Annotated in this window: 12 protein-coding genes; 8 read left to right on the top strand and 4 right to left on the bottom strand. The window is 71.8% G+C overall.

Features of this window, described 5'->3' with window-relative positions; translation table 11 throughout:
* Positions 1-175 precede the first annotated feature (175 nt).
* The gene (locus ACIO3P_RS04800) at positions 176-1,087 is read right to left on the bottom strand and encodes a sugar phosphate isomerase/epimerase family protein (protein WP_399293597.1); all 912 of its coding nucleotides are present in this window, start codon (positions 1,085-1,087) and stop codon (positions 176-178) included.
* A gap of 279 nt (positions 1,088-1,366) precedes the next feature.
* On the opposite strand from ACIO3P_RS04800, the gene iolD reads away from it, so the two are divergent.
* The 7 genes from iolD to ACIO3P_RS04765 all read left to right on the top strand — a co-directional run bounded on the left by iolD (position 1,367) and on the right by ACIO3P_RS04765 (position 12,475).
* Entirely contained in the window at positions 1,367-3,301 is a 1,935-nt protein-coding gene (gene iolD / locus ACIO3P_RS04795) for a 3D-(3,5/4)-trihydroxycyclohexane-1,2-dione acylhydrolase (decyclizing) (RefSeq protein WP_401855048.1), read from the top strand.
* Between the two features lie 13 nt (positions 3,302-3,314).
* Positions 3,315-4,814, top strand: coding sequence for a CoA-acylating methylmalonate-semialdehyde dehydrogenase (mmsA, locus tag ACIO3P_RS04790; protein WP_401855045.1), 1,500 nt, complete (start codon positions 3,315-3,317; stop codon positions 4,812-4,814).
* A gap of 219 nt (positions 4,815-5,033) precedes the next feature.
* Positions 5,034-6,875, top strand: a complete 1,842-nt coding sequence (gene asnB / locus ACIO3P_RS04785; RefSeq protein WP_401855042.1) for an asparagine synthase (glutamine-hydrolyzing) — start codon at positions 5,034-5,036, stop codon at positions 6,873-6,875.
* A 74-nt stretch (positions 6,876-6,949) separates the two neighbouring features.
* The gene (locus tag ACIO3P_RS04780) at positions 6,950-7,987 is read left to right on the top strand and encodes a dihydroxyacetone kinase subunit DhaK (RefSeq protein ID WP_329827001.1); all 1,038 of its coding nucleotides are present in this window, start codon (positions 6,950-6,952) and stop codon (positions 7,985-7,987) included.
* 68 nt (positions 7,988-8,055) lie between these two features.
* Positions 8,056-8,778, top strand: a complete 723-nt coding sequence (gene dhaL / locus ACIO3P_RS04775; RefSeq protein ID WP_329827002.1) for a dihydroxyacetone kinase subunit DhaL — start codon at positions 8,056-8,058, stop codon at positions 8,776-8,778.
* 212 nt (positions 8,779-8,990) lie between these two features.
* Positions 8,991-11,621, top strand: a complete 2,631-nt coding sequence (locus ACIO3P_RS04770; RefSeq protein WP_329827003.1) for an alpha/beta fold hydrolase — start codon at positions 8,991-8,993, stop codon at positions 11,619-11,621.
* Positions 11,618-12,475, top strand: coding sequence for an ABC transporter permease (locus ACIO3P_RS04765; protein WP_329827004.1), 858 nt, complete (start codon positions 11,618-11,620; stop codon positions 12,473-12,475). Before ACIO3P_RS04770 ends, ACIO3P_RS04765 begins: the two co-directional genes overlap by 4 nt.
* A 45-nt stretch (positions 12,476-12,520) precedes the next feature.
* Here ACIO3P_RS04765 and ACIO3P_RS04760 read toward each other — a convergent pair whose 3' ends face one another.
* The 3 genes from ACIO3P_RS04760 to ACIO3P_RS04750 all read right to left on the bottom strand — a co-directional run bounded on the left by ACIO3P_RS04760 (position 12,521) and on the right by ACIO3P_RS04750 (position 14,395).
* Positions 12,521-13,192 (bottom strand): DNA-binding response regulator, encoded by a 672-nt coding sequence (locus ACIO3P_RS04760; protein WP_401855039.1) that lies wholly within the window; start codon positions 13,190-13,192, stop codon positions 12,521-12,523.
* Positions 13,193-13,456: 264 nt separating this feature from the next.
* Positions 13,457-13,897 carry a protein-tyrosine phosphatase family protein gene (locus ACIO3P_RS04755; protein ID WP_329827006.1) on the bottom strand — a complete coding sequence of 147 codons (441 nt, stop codon included), beginning with the start codon at positions 13,895-13,897 and terminating at the stop codon, positions 13,457-13,459.
* A gap of 87 nt (positions 13,898-13,984) precedes the next feature.
* Positions 13,985-14,395 carry a fasciclin domain-containing protein gene (locus tag ACIO3P_RS04750; RefSeq protein WP_401855038.1) on the bottom strand — a complete coding sequence of 137 codons (411 nt, stop codon included), beginning with the start codon at positions 14,393-14,395 and terminating at the stop codon, positions 13,985-13,987.
* Between ACIO3P_RS04750 and ACIO3P_RS04745 the strand changes: the two genes are divergently transcribed.
* On the top strand, positions 14,394-14,849 hold the full coding sequence (locus tag ACIO3P_RS04745; RefSeq protein WP_401855035.1) for a hypothetical protein: 456 nt from the start codon (positions 14,394-14,396) through the stop codon (positions 14,847-14,849). The genes ACIO3P_RS04750 and ACIO3P_RS04745 overlap by 2 nt on opposite strands.
* Positions 14,850-14,861 lie beyond the last annotated feature (12 nt).

Genomic DNA, 14,861 nt, shown 5'->3' with positions numbered 1-14,861 from the left:
AGGCGGGGCGCCGCTCCCGGTTCCGGCCGGGAGCGGCACCCGGGCACGGCCGTCGGACCGCCAAGCGATCGCGTCGGCCCGTCGAGCAGTCGCGTCAAGCGGTTGCGTCTGGCCCATGGGCAGTCGGACCGTCAAGCGGTCGTGTCGGACCGTCGGGTCGTGCGGGTGGGTCGGGTCAGGCGCCGCAGCTCCTGAGGAACCGGCGCGTGCGCGTGGCGATCGGCAGCGGTTTGTCGGGCGGGCACGGATACATGTCCTGCTCGACGATGGCGAAGAGCTCGACGTCCAGCCGCTGGGCCGCCGCCAGCACCGGCTCCAGCGCGGGCACCCCGGCCGGCGGCTCACACATCACGCCGCGCCCGACGGCCGGTCCGAACGGCACCTCGTTCGCGACGACATCCGCGAGGATCTCCGGATCCACCTGCTTGAGATGGAGGTAGCCGATCCGCTCGCCGTACGTCTCGATCAGCTTGACGCTGTCGCCGCCGCAGTACGCGTAGTGCCCGGTGTCCAGACAGAGCGAGACCAGAGCGGGGTCGGTCGCGTCGAGGAAACGGCTCACGTTCTCCTCGCTGTCGATGTGTGTGTCGGCGTGCGGGTGGACGACGATCTTCAGGCCGTAGCGGTCCTGGACCTCGCGGCCGAGCCGCTCGGTCTGGGCCGTCAGATCGCGCCACTGCTGCGGCGTGAGGGTCCGGTCCTCCAGTACCTCACCGGTCTTGTCGTCCCGCCAGAACGACGGGATGACCACGAGATGGTCCGCGCCCATCGCCTGGGTGAGCGCGGCGATGTCGGCGACATGCGCCCAGGTCTTCTCCCAGACCGCCGGGCCGTGGTGCAGCCCGGTGAAGACGGTCCCGGCCGAGACCTTCAGCCCGCGCCGCGCGGTCTCCTCGCTCAGCCGGTCGGGATCGGACGGGAGGTATCCGTACGGGCCCAGCTCGATCCACTCGTAGCCGGCCTCGGCCACCTCATCGAGAAAACGCCGCCAGGGCACCTGCTGCGGGTCGTCGGGAAACCACACCCCCCAGGAGTCGGGGGCGGACCCGACTCGGATGCGGCTCAACGTGGGTACGGAGGAGGTCATACCGGTCAGCTTTCAGCCCGTACGGAAAGAGTGTCAAGCCCTTGGTCCGAATGTAAAGACAAAACGTTGACAGGGTCCCGGAGGACCGTTAGACCTTGGTGTGACCGCCTCCGGCGCGGACGCCCGCCTCGCTTTGGCAGGAGCGAGGCGCGGGCGAAAGCTCCCCGCCCGTCACGGCCCCGTGCCGGAGGTTCCGGTCGCCTCGCCGGGCCGTGCCCTGTATGACTTCACTGTGACCGATGCCCGACCACCGCTGCACGGAGCCTGGGAGGACGCCCGATGAGCAGCCGTACGACCGGCCGTACCAGCGGTCGCGCCCGCAGCCGCACGAGCACCGCCGCCCGGACCCGCAGACGCACCGTCGCCCAGGCGCTGATCGGCTTCCTGGCCCGGCAGTACACCGAGCGGGACGGTCAGCGGCGACGTCTGATCGGCGCCACGTGGGGCATCTTCGGGCACGGCAACGTGGCGGGGATCGGACAGGCCCTCGTCGAGTCCTCCGAGGACATGAGGTACTTGCAGGGGCGCAACGAACAGTCCATGGTCCACGCGGCCGTGGGGTACGCGCGCCAGAGCGACCGCCTCTCCGCCCAGGCCGTGACCACCTCCATCGGCCCCGGCGCCACCAACCTCGTCACCGGCGCGGCGCTCGCCACCGTCAACCGCCTCCCCGTGCTGCTGCTCCCCGGCGACACCTTCGCCACCCGCCCCGCCGACCCCGTCCTCCAGCAGCTCGAAGTCCCCTCCGCCGGGGACGTCTCCGTCAACGACGCGCTGCGTCCCGTCTCCGTCTACTTCGACCGGATCACCCGCCCCGAAGCGCTCGTCCCGGCCGCCCTCGCCGCGATGCGGGTGCTCACCGACCCGGCCGGGACCGGCGCCGTCACCCTCGCGCTGCCCCAGGACGTACAGGCGGAGGCGTACGACTGGCCGGAGGAGTTCTTCGCCGAGCGCGTCTGGCGGGTCCGCCGTCAGGGGCCCGACCCCGACGAACTCGCCGACGCGGTACGGCTCGTACGGGAATCCCGCCGCCCCCTGCTCGTCGCGGGTGGCGGCGTCCACCACAGCGCGGCCGAAGAGGCGCTGGAGGAGTTCGCCGACGCGACCGGCATCCCCGTCGCCTCCACCCAGGCCGGCAAGGGCTCCCTCCGCCACGACCACCCCTGCGATGTCGGCGGAATCGGCCACACGGGCACCGCCACCGCCGACGAACTGGCGGCGGCGGCCGATCTGGTGATCGGTGTCGGCACCCGCTGGACCGACTTCTCCACCGCCTCAGCCACCCTCTTCCAGAACCCCGACGTCCGCTTCCTCAACCTCAACGTCACCGGCTTCGACGCCCACAAGCTCGCCGCCCACCCGCTGGTCGCCGACGCCCGTACCGCCGTGCGGCAGCTCACCGTGGAACTGGCCGGCCACCGGGTCGAACCCGCCTACGCCACCGAGTACAGCGGGGCCAAGAAGCGCTGGGAGCGGCGCGTCGAGGCCGCGTTCACCACCGCGGAGGACGGCGCGCGCCCCACCCAGGCCCAGGTCCTCGGGGTCCTCGACTCCCTCGTCACGGACGAGGACATCGTCATCAACGCGGCGGGTTCGCTCCCCGGCGACCTCCACAAGCTGTGGCGGGCCCGCTCCCGCGACCAGTACCACGTCGAATACGGCTACTCCTGCATGGGATACGAGATCCCCGCGGCCATCGGCGTCCAACTCGCCGCGCCAGGACGGCCGGTCTGGGCGATGGTCGGCGACGGCACCTATCTGATGAGCCCCACCGAAATGGTCACGGCGGTCCAGGAAGGGCTGCCCATCAAGGTCGTGATCCTCCAGAACCACGGCTACGCCTCCATCGGCGGCCTCTCCGAGACGGTCGGCGCGGAGCGCTTCGGCACCGCCTACCGTTTCCGGGCCGCCGACGCCACGTACACCGGCGCCCCGCTGCCCCTGGACCTCGCGGCCAACGCGGCCTCCCTCGGTATGCGGCTGATCCGCGCCGGGACCGTGGGTGACCTGCGCGAGGCCCTGGCCGAGGCGCGCGCCGCCGACGGCCCCACCTGTGTCCACGTGGAGACCGAAACGGCGGACACCGCGGCGGGTGTGCCCCCGGCCCAGGCGTGGTGGGATGTTCCGGTGGCCGAGACCGCGACCCGTATCGCCGCGGTCGAGGCCCGTGAGGAGTACGACCGCCGCGCAGCGACCCGCCGCCGCCATCTGTGAAGGAGCGGAACACATGAAGACCGTCAGCCATTGGATCGGTGGCAAGAGCGTCGAGGGCGCGTCCGGCAACTGGGGCCCGGTCACGGACCCGGCGACCGGCGCCGTCACCACACAGGTCGCCCTCGCCTCCGCCGAGGAGGTCGACACCGCGGTCGCCGCCGCCAAGGCCGCGTACACCACCTGGGGAACCTCCTCCCTCGCCCAGCGCACGTCGATCCTCTTCCGCTACCGCGCGCTCCTCGACGCCCGCCGCGACGACATCGCCGCGCTGATCACCGCCGAGCACGGCAAGGTGCACTCGGACGCGCTCGGCGAGGTGGCGCGCGGGCTGGAGATCGTCGAGCTGGCCTGCGGGATCACCACCCAGCTCAAGGGCGAACTCTCCACCCAGGTCTCCAGCCGGGTCGACGTCGCCGCCATCCGCCAGCCGCTCGGCGTCGTCGCGGGCATCACCCCCTTCAACTTCCCGGCGATGGTGCCGATGTGGATGTTCCCGCTCGCGATCGCCTGCGGGAACACCTTCGTCCTCAAGCCCAGCGAGAAGGACCCCTCGGCCGCCGTGCTCCTGGCGGAGCTGGCGGCGGAGGCGGGGCTGCCCGACGGCGTGCTGAACGTCGTGCACGGCGACAAGGTCGCGGTGGACTCCCTGCTCGCGCACCCGGACGTCGCGGCGGTCTCCTTCGTCGGTTCCACCCCGATCGCCCGCTACATCCACACCACGGCCTCCGCCAACGGCAAGCGCGTCCAGGCGCTCGGCGGCGCCAAGAACCACATGCTGGTCCTGCCCGACGCCGATCTGGACGCCGCCGCGGACGCGGCCGTCTCCGCGGCGTACGGCTCGGCCGGTGAGCGCTGCATGGCGATCTCGGCGGTCGTCGCGGTCGGCGCGATCGGCGACGAACTGGTCGCCAAGATCCGCGAGCGCGCCGAGAAGATCGTCATCGGCCCCGGCACCGACCCGGCCTCCGAGATGGGCCCCCTCATCACCAAGGCCCACCGCGACAAGGTCGCGAGCTATGTGACGGGAGCCGCGGCCCAGGGCGCCGATGTCGTCCTGGACGGCACGGGACACACGGTGGACGGGTACGAGGACGGGCACTGGATCGGCCTGTCCCTGCTGGACAAGGTCTCCACCGACGCGGACGCCTACCGCGACGAGATCTTCGGCCCGGTCCTCGTCGTGCTCCGTACGGAGACGTACGAGGAGGGCGTCGCCCTGATCAACAGCTCGCCGTTCGGCAACGGCACGGCCATCTTCACCCGCGACGGCGGCGCCGCCCGCCGCTTCCAGTTGGAGATCGAGGCCGGCATGGTCGGGGTGAACGTGCCGATCCCGGTGCCCGTCGGGTACCACTCCTTCGGGGGCTGGAAGGACTCGCTCTTCGGCGACCACCACATCTACGGCAACGACGGCGTGCACTTCTACACGCGCGGCAAGGTGGTCACGACACGCTGGCCCGACCCGGCCGACGCCCCGACCGGCGTGGACCTGGGCTTCCCCCGTAACCACTGATCCGTAACCGTCGATCGGTACGACTGATCCGTAACCACTGATCCGTAACCGCTGATCCGTAACCGCTGATCCACGCCCACTTATCGCCCACTTATCCGTGGCGGCGGGCCGTAACTCGTCGGCGCGCGGCTTCGTTGGATGACTGCGGCCCGTACGGCGTTCCTCGCCGTACGGGCCGCAGTCGCTTTTCCACGGTTCGCGGAGCAGGAGGACACACCCATGTGTGGCATCACCGGCTGGGTCTCCTTCGACCGCGATCCGGGTGGCGCGTCCGACACCCTGGACGCGATGACGGAGACGATGTCCTGCCGGGGCCCCGACGACCGCGGCACCTGGATCGAAGGACCCGCCGCCCTCGGCCACCGCCGGCTCGCCGTCATCGACCTGCCCGGCGGGCGCCAGCCGATGACGCTGACGACACCGCGGGGCACGATCGCCCTCGTCTACTCCGGCGAGACGTACAACTACACCGAGCTGCGCGCGGAACTGACCGGCCGCGGCCACCGGTTCACCACCGACTCCGACACCGAGGTCGTGCTGCACGGCTATCTGGAGTGGGGCGAGGCGGTGGCCGAACGCCTCAACGGCATGTACGCCTTCGCCCTCTGGGACGGCCGGCGGCGCAGGCTCGTGATGATCCGTGACCGTATGGGCATCAAGCCCTTCTACTACGCCCCCACCCCCGACGGCGTGCTGTTCGGCTCCGAGCCCAAGGCGATCCTCGCCCATCCGCTCACCCGCCCCCGTGTCGGTCTCGACGGACTGCGCGAACTCTTCGCCTTCGTCAAGACACCTGGTCACGCCGTGTGGGACGGGATGTACGAGGTGGCGCCCGGCACCGTGGTGACCGTGGACGCGAGCGGGCTGCGCCGCCATGTCTACTGGTCCCTGGAGACCCGTCCCCACACCGATGACCGCGACACGTCGGTGGCGCGCGTACGGACGCTCCTCGACGACATCGTGCGCCGCCAGCTCGTCGCCGACGTACCGCGCTGCACCCTCCTGTCCGGCGGACTCGACTCCTCCGCCATGACGGCGATCGCCGCGCGTCAGCTCGGCGAGACCGGGGAGGTCGTCCGCAGCTTCTCCGTCGACTTCACGGGCCGTACGGAGAACTTCGTGGCCGACGCGTTCCGCACCACGCCCGACACGCCGTTCGTCCACGATGTCGTACGCGAGGCGCGCACGGAGCACCAGGACATCGTCCTCGACTCGCTCGCCCTGGCCGACCCGGCGGTACGGGCCCGGATGATCAGGGCCAGGGACCTGCCCATGGGCTTCGGCGACATGGACTCCTCCCTCTACCTCCTCTTCCAGGCGATCCGGGAGCGCTCGACGGTCGCGCTCTCCGGCGAGTCGGCAGACGAGGTCTTCGGCGGCTACCCCCAGTTCTTCGACGAGGAGGCCAGGAAGGCCGAGACGTTCCCGTGGCTGGTGCGCTTCGGCGAACACTTCGGGGAGGACACCGGCGTGCTGCGCCCGGAGGTCAACGCGGCGCTCGGGCTGCCGTCGTTCACCCGGGACAGTTACGCCACGGCCGTGGCCGGCATCGAACGCGCCGACGGCGAGAGCGACTTCGACCACCGGATGCGGAAGATCTGCCATCTGCATCTGACGCGCTTCGTGCAGATGCTGCTGGACCGCAAGGACCGCGCGAGCATGGCGGTCGGCCTGGAGGTCAGGGTGCCGTTCTGCGACCACCGGCTCGTCGAGTACGTGTACAACGCGCCCTGGTCGCTGAAGTCCTTCGACGGGCGGGAGAAGAGCCTGCTGCGGGAGGCGACCGCCGACGTACTGCCGAGGTCGGTGTACGACCGGGAGAAGAGCCCGTACCCCAGCACCCAGGACCCCCGGTACGGGGTGGCCCTCCAGGAGCAGGCCAAGGATCTGCTGGCCGATCCGTCGCACCGGGTCTTCGACCTGGTGGACAGGGAGCGGGTACGGCGCACCGCGGAGCGGGAGACGCCGCAGGTCACCACGGCGAGTCGGCGGGGTCTGGAACGGACGCTGGATCTGGCGGTGTGGCTGGACCTCTACAACCCGGAGGTCACACTCTCCTGATATGGCTGAATGAAAAGGATAATAACGATAGAAAGGGTGATATACAGGCTAATCCAGAGAGCTCAGGACCTCACATGCCCCGATACTTCGCCGACTCCCCGGAGTCGCTCGTCCCCGACGCGCTCAAGGGGTTCGCCGCCGCCCACGCCGACCTGGTCGAGCACCACCCCGAGCACGGCTACTTCCGCACCCGCCGCACCGCCACCCCGACCCCCACGACGGCCATCCCGGCCGCCGCGGGCCGCCGCGTCGGCCTGGTCTCCGGCGGCGGCTCCGGCCACGAACCGCTGCACGCCGGGTTCCTCGGCGCCGGTCTGCTCGACGCCGTATGCCCGGGACAGATCTTCGCCTCCCCGCACAACCGGCAGATCTTCGAGGCCAGCCGCGCCGTCGCGGGCAGCGACGGCGTTCTGCACATCGTCAAGAACTACACGGGCGACCGGATCAACTTCGGGATCGCCGCCGAACGCCTCGCCCACGAGAACATCCGCTGCGCCCGTGTCCTCGTGGACGACGACCTCGCGACCGACTCCGCGGACATCGCCGTCGGACGCCGCGGCACCGGCGCCACCCTGATCGTCGAGAAGATCCTCGGCGCCGCCGCCGACGAGAGCCGCGGACTCGACGAACTGGCCGCCCTGGGCGCCGATCTGTCCGGACGTACGCGCAGCCTCGCCGTCGCCACCGCCGCGCACACCGCACCGGGCACCGGCGCCCCCGCCTTCGAACTGCCCCGGGACGTCCTGGAGTTCGGCGTCGGCATCCACGGCGAACGGGCCGGCGGAACCACCCCGCACCCGCCGCTCACCGAACTCGTCGCCACCATGACCGACCGGCTGCTGGCCGCGCTGCCCCACGGAACGCCCGGCCGCCGCCGCGTACTGGCCCTGGTCAACGGACTCGGCGGGGTCACCTCGCTGGAGCTGTACGGCATCCGGCACGCGCTCGGCGTGGCGCTGAGGAACCGGGGGGTCACCCTGGACCGCTCACTGACCGGCACATTCGTCAGCGCGCTCGACATGCGCGGCTTCTCGCTCTCCCTGCTCGCGACCGACGACGAGACGCTACGGCTCTGGGACGCCCCGGCCAGAACCGCGTCCTGGCCGCGCTGACCGCTCCGTACCGTCCTACCTCCCCGTGTCTTTCCATTCGCTGACCAGAAGCAGGAGCCTTCTCCGCGATGTCATCCCAGAACCTGACCCCCGCCGCAGTCCCCTCCGCCCCGACCCCGAAAGGGCTCACCTACGAGGACACCATCGGCTGGCTCCACCGCTTCGGCGCCGCCGCCCGGGCCGTCGAGGGCGAGCTGACGGAACTGGACCAGCGGGCCGGGGACGGCGACTTCGGCGCCAACCTCGTCTCCGGCATGGACGGCGTACGCGACGCGCTCGCCGCGCCGACGAGCGGGCCACGCACCCCGGCGGCGCCGCTCGCCACCGCCGCACGGGTCTTCCTCGACCACGTCGGCGGTACGAGCGGCCCGCTGTTCGGCCTGCTCTTCCAGGAACTGGCCGCCGCGGTGGCCGCCGCCGACGGGGCCCCCGGCACCGCCGAACTCGCGGCGGGTACGGCGGCGGGAGCGGCGGCCGTCCAGCGCGTGGGCGAGGCGGAGGTGGGGGACAAGACGATGGTCGACGCGCTGGTCCCCGCGGCCGAGGCGCTCACCCGGGCGCTGCTGGCGGACCCCACGGGCGGCGATCCGGTACGCGCGCTCCACCACGCGGCGGTGGCCGCGCACCACGGCGCCCGCGCGACCAGCGGCCTGCGCGCCCGCCGCGGACGCGCCAGCTACACGGGCGACCACTCCCGCGGCGTCCCGGACCCGGGAGCCCTGGCCGTCGCCCTGCTCTTCGCCTCGGCATCGAGCCGGCTGACCGCACTGGACCAGCTCCCCGACGCCTGAGCCGACGCCTGAGCAGACGGGCCGCCGGCGGGCCGCCGACAGATCGCCGGCGGCGTCGCCGACGGGCCCTCCCGTTCCGATCCGCCCCCGTTCGCGACGGTGTGCGGTACCGCGTCCGCTGTACGGCGGGGCCGCCGCGTACTACCCGAGGAGGTCCCGGGTTCCGACCGGTGTCAGCGTGGACGGCCCCAGGAGCCGTTTAGGGTTCAAGGATGGAGACCCGAACCCCCCGCCGGTCCCGGCTGCGTGCCCGCTGGCTCGCGGGCCTGGCCGCCGCCGCCGTGCTCGTCGGAGCCGGTACCTGGACCGCCGTCGCCTCGGACGACACCCCGGCCGTGCACCGCGAGGACCAGGTGCTGGACATGCCGGGCGCCCGGATCGACACCTCGTACTTCACCGCCGGCAGCGGGCGCAGACCGGCCGTGCTCGTCGGGCACGGCTTCGGCGGCAGCAAGAACGACGTACGCGCCCAGGCCGAGAAGCTCGCCCGCGACGGCTACGCGGTGCTGACCTGGTCGGCCCGCGGCTTCGGGAAGTCCACCGGTGACATCGGGCTCAACGACCCCGACCACGAGGTCAAGGACGTCTCCCGGATGATCGACTGGCTCGCCGGGCGCCCCGAGGTCGAACTCGACGCGAAGGGCGACCCCCGGGTCGGCGTGACCGGGGCCTCGTACGGCGGGGCCATCTCGCTGCTCGCCGCCGGGTACGACAAGCGTGTCGACGCGATCGCCCCGCAGATCACCTACTGGAACCTCGCCGACGCCCTCTTCCCCGACGGCGTCTTCAAGAAGCTCTGGGCCGGGATCTTCATCTCCAACGGCGGCGGCTGCTCCAGCTTCCAGAAGGAGCTGTGCGAGATGTACGAGCGGGTCGCCGTCGCCGGGAAACCGGACGACGCCGCCCGCGAACTGCTGGCGAAGCGCAGCCCCTCCGCCGTCGGGGACCGGATCGACGTACCCGCGCTGATCGTGCAAGGCCAGACCGACTCCCTCTTCCCGCTCGGCCACGCCGACGCCATGGCGAAGCGGATCAGCGCGAACGGCGCGCCCGTCGACGTCGACTGGATGGCCGGCGGACACGACGGCGGCAACCCGGAGGCCGAGCGGGTCCAGGGCCGCGTCTCCGCCTGGTTCGACCGCTATCTCAAGGACGACAAGGGAGCGGACACCGGGCCCGCCTTCCGCGTCAGCCGGACCGGCGGCGTGGACTCCGCCAACGGTCAGGTCAGCCTGCGCGGCGCGACCGGCGACCGCTACCCGGGCCTGTCCAACGACACCACGTCCGTCCCGCTGACCGGTGGCGCGCAGACCTTCGCCAACCCGGCCGGCGGCAGCCCGCCCGCCATCTCCGCCGTGCCGGGACTGGGCGCCGGTCTCTCCCAGCTCTCCTCGTTCGGCGTCGGACTCGCCCTCGACTTCCCCGGCCAGCACGCCCGCTTCGACTCGGCGCCGCTCGACCGCTCGCTGCGGATCACCGGCGCGCCGACCGTCAAGGCCACCGTCACCTCCTCCAGCGGCGACGCGGTCCTCTTCGCCAAGGTGTACGACGTGGGCCCCGACGGCACCAGCCAGGTGCTGCCCTCGCAACTCGTCGCGCCCGTACGGGTCGAGGACGCCGCCAAGGGCCGGACGGTGGAGCTGAAGCTGCCCGCCGTGGACCATCAGATCGTCCCCGGACACCGGCTGCGGGTCGTGGTCGCCGCCACCGACCTCGGCTATGCCTCACCCGTCGCCCCGGCCACGTACAAGGTCGCCGTGGACGGCCCGCTGACCGTGCCGACCGCGCCCGGCCTCACCGCGGGGTCCACCGCCCTGCCGTGGTGGACCTGGGGGCTCCCGGCCATCGGCGTACTGATCGCGGGCGCGCTGCTGCTCACGGCACGCCGCCGCACCAGCGCGCCGGAGCCGGACCCCGCGCTCGCCGAGGTGCCGCTCCAGATCACCGACCTGTCGAAGCGGTACTCCAAGTCCAGTGACCGTTACGCGGTCCGTGATCTCTCCTTCGGGGTCGAGAAGGGCCAGGTCCTCGGTCTGCTCGGGCCGAACGGCGCCGGAAAGACCACCACGCTGCGCATGCTGATGGGGCTGATCTCGCCGGACGCCGGGGAGATCCGGGTCTTCGGGCACGCGATCCGGCCGGGCGCCCCGGTGCTCTCCCGGGTCGGCGCGTTCGTCGAGGGCGCGGGCTTCCTGCCGCACCTGTCGGGGCGGGAGAACCTGGAGCTGTACTGGCGGGCCACCGGCCGCCCCGCCGAGGACTCCCACATGGAGGAGGCCCTGGAGATCGCCGGGCTCGGGGACGCGCTCGCCCGTGCCGTACGCACCTACTCGCAGGGCATGCGGCAGCGCCTCGCCATCGCCCAGGCGATGCTCGGTATGCCGGATCTGCTGATCCTGGACGAGCCGACCAACGGGCTCGACCCGCCCCAGATCCGCGAGATGCGCGATGTGATGATCCGGTACGCGGCCGGTGGCAGGACCGTCATCGTCTCCAGCCATCTCCTCTCCGAGGTCGAACAGTCCTGCACCCATCTCGTGGTCATGCACCGGGGGCAGCTCGTCCAGGCCGGGGCCGTCGCCGAGATCACCGGAGCGGGGGACGACCTGCTCGTCACCACCTCCGAGCCGGTCCCGGAACCGGTCGTCGACAAGATCGCCGCGCTGGCGGGCGTCGGCTCCGCCGTCCGCACGGACGACGGGCTGCTCGTACGGCTCGACGGCGCGTCCACGCAGACGCTGATCACCGAGCTGGTCCGGCTGGACGTCCCGCTGACGGGCGTCGGGCCGCACCGCCGCCTGGAGGACGCGTTCCTCACCCTGATCTCAGGAGGCTCCGCATGAGCGCGCTGATCGAAACGGCCCCCGGCTACCGGGCCGGGCGCACCCTGCCCCTGCGGGTCGAGGCGCTGCGGCAGCTCAAGCGCCGGCGCACGCTGGCCATGGGGCTCATCCTGGGGCTCCTTCCCTTCGTGCTGATCGTGGCCTTCGCGGTCGGGGGGACTCCGGACGGCGGGCGGGACGGCCGGGTGACCCTGATGGACACCGCGACCGCCTCCGGCGCCAACTTCGCGGCGACCTGTCTCTTCGTCTCGGCGGGTTTTCTGCTGGTCGTGCCGGTCGCGCTGTTCCACGGGGACACCGTGGCGTCCGAGGCGAGCTGGTCGTCGCTGCGCTATCTGCTCGCGGCGCCCGTGCCACGGTCGCGCCTGCTGTGGAGCAAGCTGACCGTGGCGCTCGGGATGAGCGCCGCGGCGATGCTGCTGCTGCCGCTGGTCGCCCTGGCGGCGGGTACGGCGGCGTACGGCTGGGGCCCGCTCCAACTGCCGACGGGCGGCTCCCTGTCGACGACCGAGATGCTGCCGAGGCTGGCCGTGGTCATCGGGTTCATCTTCGTCTCCCAACTGGTCACGGCGGGGCTCGCCTTCTGGCTGTCGACCAAGACCGACGCCCCGCTGGGCGCGGTCGGGGGCGCGGTCGGTCTGACGATCGTCGGCAATGTGCTGGATGCCGTGACCGCGCTCGGGTCCTGGCGGGAGTTCCTGCCGGCGCACTGGCAGTTCGCGTGGGCGGACGCGATCCAGCCGCAGTTGGAGTGGGGCGGTATGGCGAAGGGCGCGGCGGTCTCGTTCACGTATGCCGTGGTGCTGTTCGCGCTGGCCTTCCGGACCTTCTCCCGTAAGGACATCGTGTCGTAGAGGTCGTAGAGGTCGTAGAGGCGTAGCTGTCGTAGCGTCCGCCGTTCAGATCCACCCCCTTCGAGCCGCTTCCGCGCCCGCCCGGAAGCGGCTCGTCGTGCCGAGGGCGGCGAGCAGGTCGCCCACCCGGCGGCTGTACGTCCGGCTCGACATGCCGAGGCGCGTCGCCGCCGTCTCGTCCGTCATCCCGGCGACCAGCGCCTCCAGCACCGGGCGTAACGACCCCGGCAGGCCCCCGGGGGTGGGGAGCGCCTCCGTCGGCAGCTCCTCGCCCGTCTCCCACCAGATCTCGTGCGTACGGACCAGGGCCTGGACGACCACCGGATCCCGGATCAGCAGCAGCCCGTGGTAGTGGAGTTGGAGATCGAGGGGGACCGCCGCGACCCTGCGGTCCACCAGGATCATCGTGAACGGGATGGAGTCCGTCTGTCTCGCCTCGCCGGGAAGCTGGTGGAGCAGGGGATACGGCAGCCCCACCAGCCCGTGCCGGGGAACGATCCGGCGGACCCCGACCGGCGGGCGGCGGCCCCGGCCTCTGCGGCCGGGGGTGCCCTCCGGCCAGCTCCGGTCACCCGCCGCGTGGAGGCAGGCGCCCGCGAATTCGAGGAAGTCCTCCGGGACGCACTGGCCCAGACAGCTCCCGGGGTCGTCGAAGATGAGCAGCTCACGACGGGCCGAGCGGACCAGGGCGGTGAGAGCGGCCGTCACCTCCCGCACGCCACGGATCGGCCGGCCGGGCGGGTGTGGTGCGTCGTCCGATTCCTCCGGCATCGCACCCACCGACAGCGTCGACCTGTTGAGCACGGAACCAGAAACATCCGACACGGCTGACCACCCCCGCCATCCCCTCGGAGCCGTACGCCACTCCATGTACGCACATCATTGCGCACCGTGACAAGTGCAGTTCAGAGAGTGGCGAATCCATGCCAGAGGTTCAAAAGGCATCGACTTTTTGCCCAGTCGGTGATCGGGCCGTGCCGGTCAGCCGAACTTCGCCACGTAACGGCGCTGCCAGGGTGTCTCGACCGCGTGCCGGGAGTAGTGCTGCCGTACGTACGCGACCGCCTCGCCCGGCGGTACCCCGTCGAGCACGGCGAGACAGGCGAGCGCCGTGCCCGTCCGTCCTCTGCCGCCGCCGCAGGCGATCTCCACGCGCTCGGCGCCGGACCGGTCCAGCGCCTCCCTGAGCGCTTCCGCCGCGGCCTCACGGTCGGTCGGCAGCCGGAAGTCCGGCCAGCGCAGCCAGCGGTTCTCCCAGACCACACTGGGCGGTCTGCGCCCCAGCAGATAGAGCGCGAAGGTCGGGGGCGGGCCCTCCGGCATCGGATGGCGCAGCCCCCGGCCGCGGATGAGCCGTCCCGAGGGAAGACGCAGGATTCCGGAGGCTGTTGACTCCCAGGGTTTGTACGGTGTCGTGGTCACGCGGGTCAGGGTAGCCCCGTAACACCGCATGGTGAGGGCCCCGGACGGGGGCGCCGTCCGGGGCCTCGGCGGGTCCGCCGGCCGCGGTTACTTCGGCATCAGCACGGTGTCGATGAGGTACACCGTGGCGTTCGCCGTCCTGATGTTCCCGCAGACGATCTTCGCCGTGCCGTTGACCTTGAAGTTCCTGCCGGAGCCCGAGGTCGTGAGCGGGGCGCCCTCCAGCGTCCGGAACGTTCCGTGCGGAAGCTGACGGGGGGTGATCCTGCGGTTCACCACGTGGTACTTGAGGACCTTTTCGAGCTGCGCCCGGTCGTTGAGCAGCCGGTCCCGCTGCGGCTTGGGGATCTTGGCGAACGCCTCGTTCGTCGGCGCGAACAGGGTGAGCCGGGCGCCGTTGTTCAGCGTTCTCACCAGACCGGCCTTCCGCGCCGCGCTGACCAGCACGGACAGATCCGGGTTGTGCGACGCGGCGATGGCCAGCCGCTCCCTCGCCATGGCCCGGAGGCTGCCCTCGCCCCGCCTCGGCAGCGAGGAGCACGCCGGCCCGAAGGGTCGGACCACGCCGGGCGCCGTCCTCGGCCGGCTCGGCGACGGCGACGTGGAGGCGGAGGGGGAGGTGGACGTGCTCGGGGAGGCGGAGGTGGAGGGGGATGTGCTCGGGGAGGCCGAAGGCGAGGCCGACGTCGGTGGTGAGGTGGACGGTGACGTGGACTCGGCGGCCGATGTCGAGGTGTCCGGCGACGGGGTGACGGCGAGGGCCTGGGGCGCCTGCAGTCCCAGGGTGACGGGGAGGGCCGCCGCGAGTGCTGCGGCCACCACCGTGGCGCGTCTGCGGGTGCGCTTCATGTTCGATTTCTCTTCCTGTGGGAGGAGTCCTCGGCTCATGGGTGACCGGTCGTGGGTGACCGGGCTAAAGCGTAGCCATGACCTGCCGCGTTCGGCATCTTGAGCCGTTCGGACC

Origin of the sequence: Streptomyces sp. NPDC087310, from assembly GCF_044744405.1 — a bacterium.
Taxonomy (GTDB): domain Bacteria; phylum Actinomycetota; class Actinomycetes; order Streptomycetales; family Streptomycetaceae; genus Streptomyces.
The sequence above is the reverse complement of the archived record's forward strand: the minus strand, read 5'-3'. Positions and strand labels throughout refer to the sequence as shown.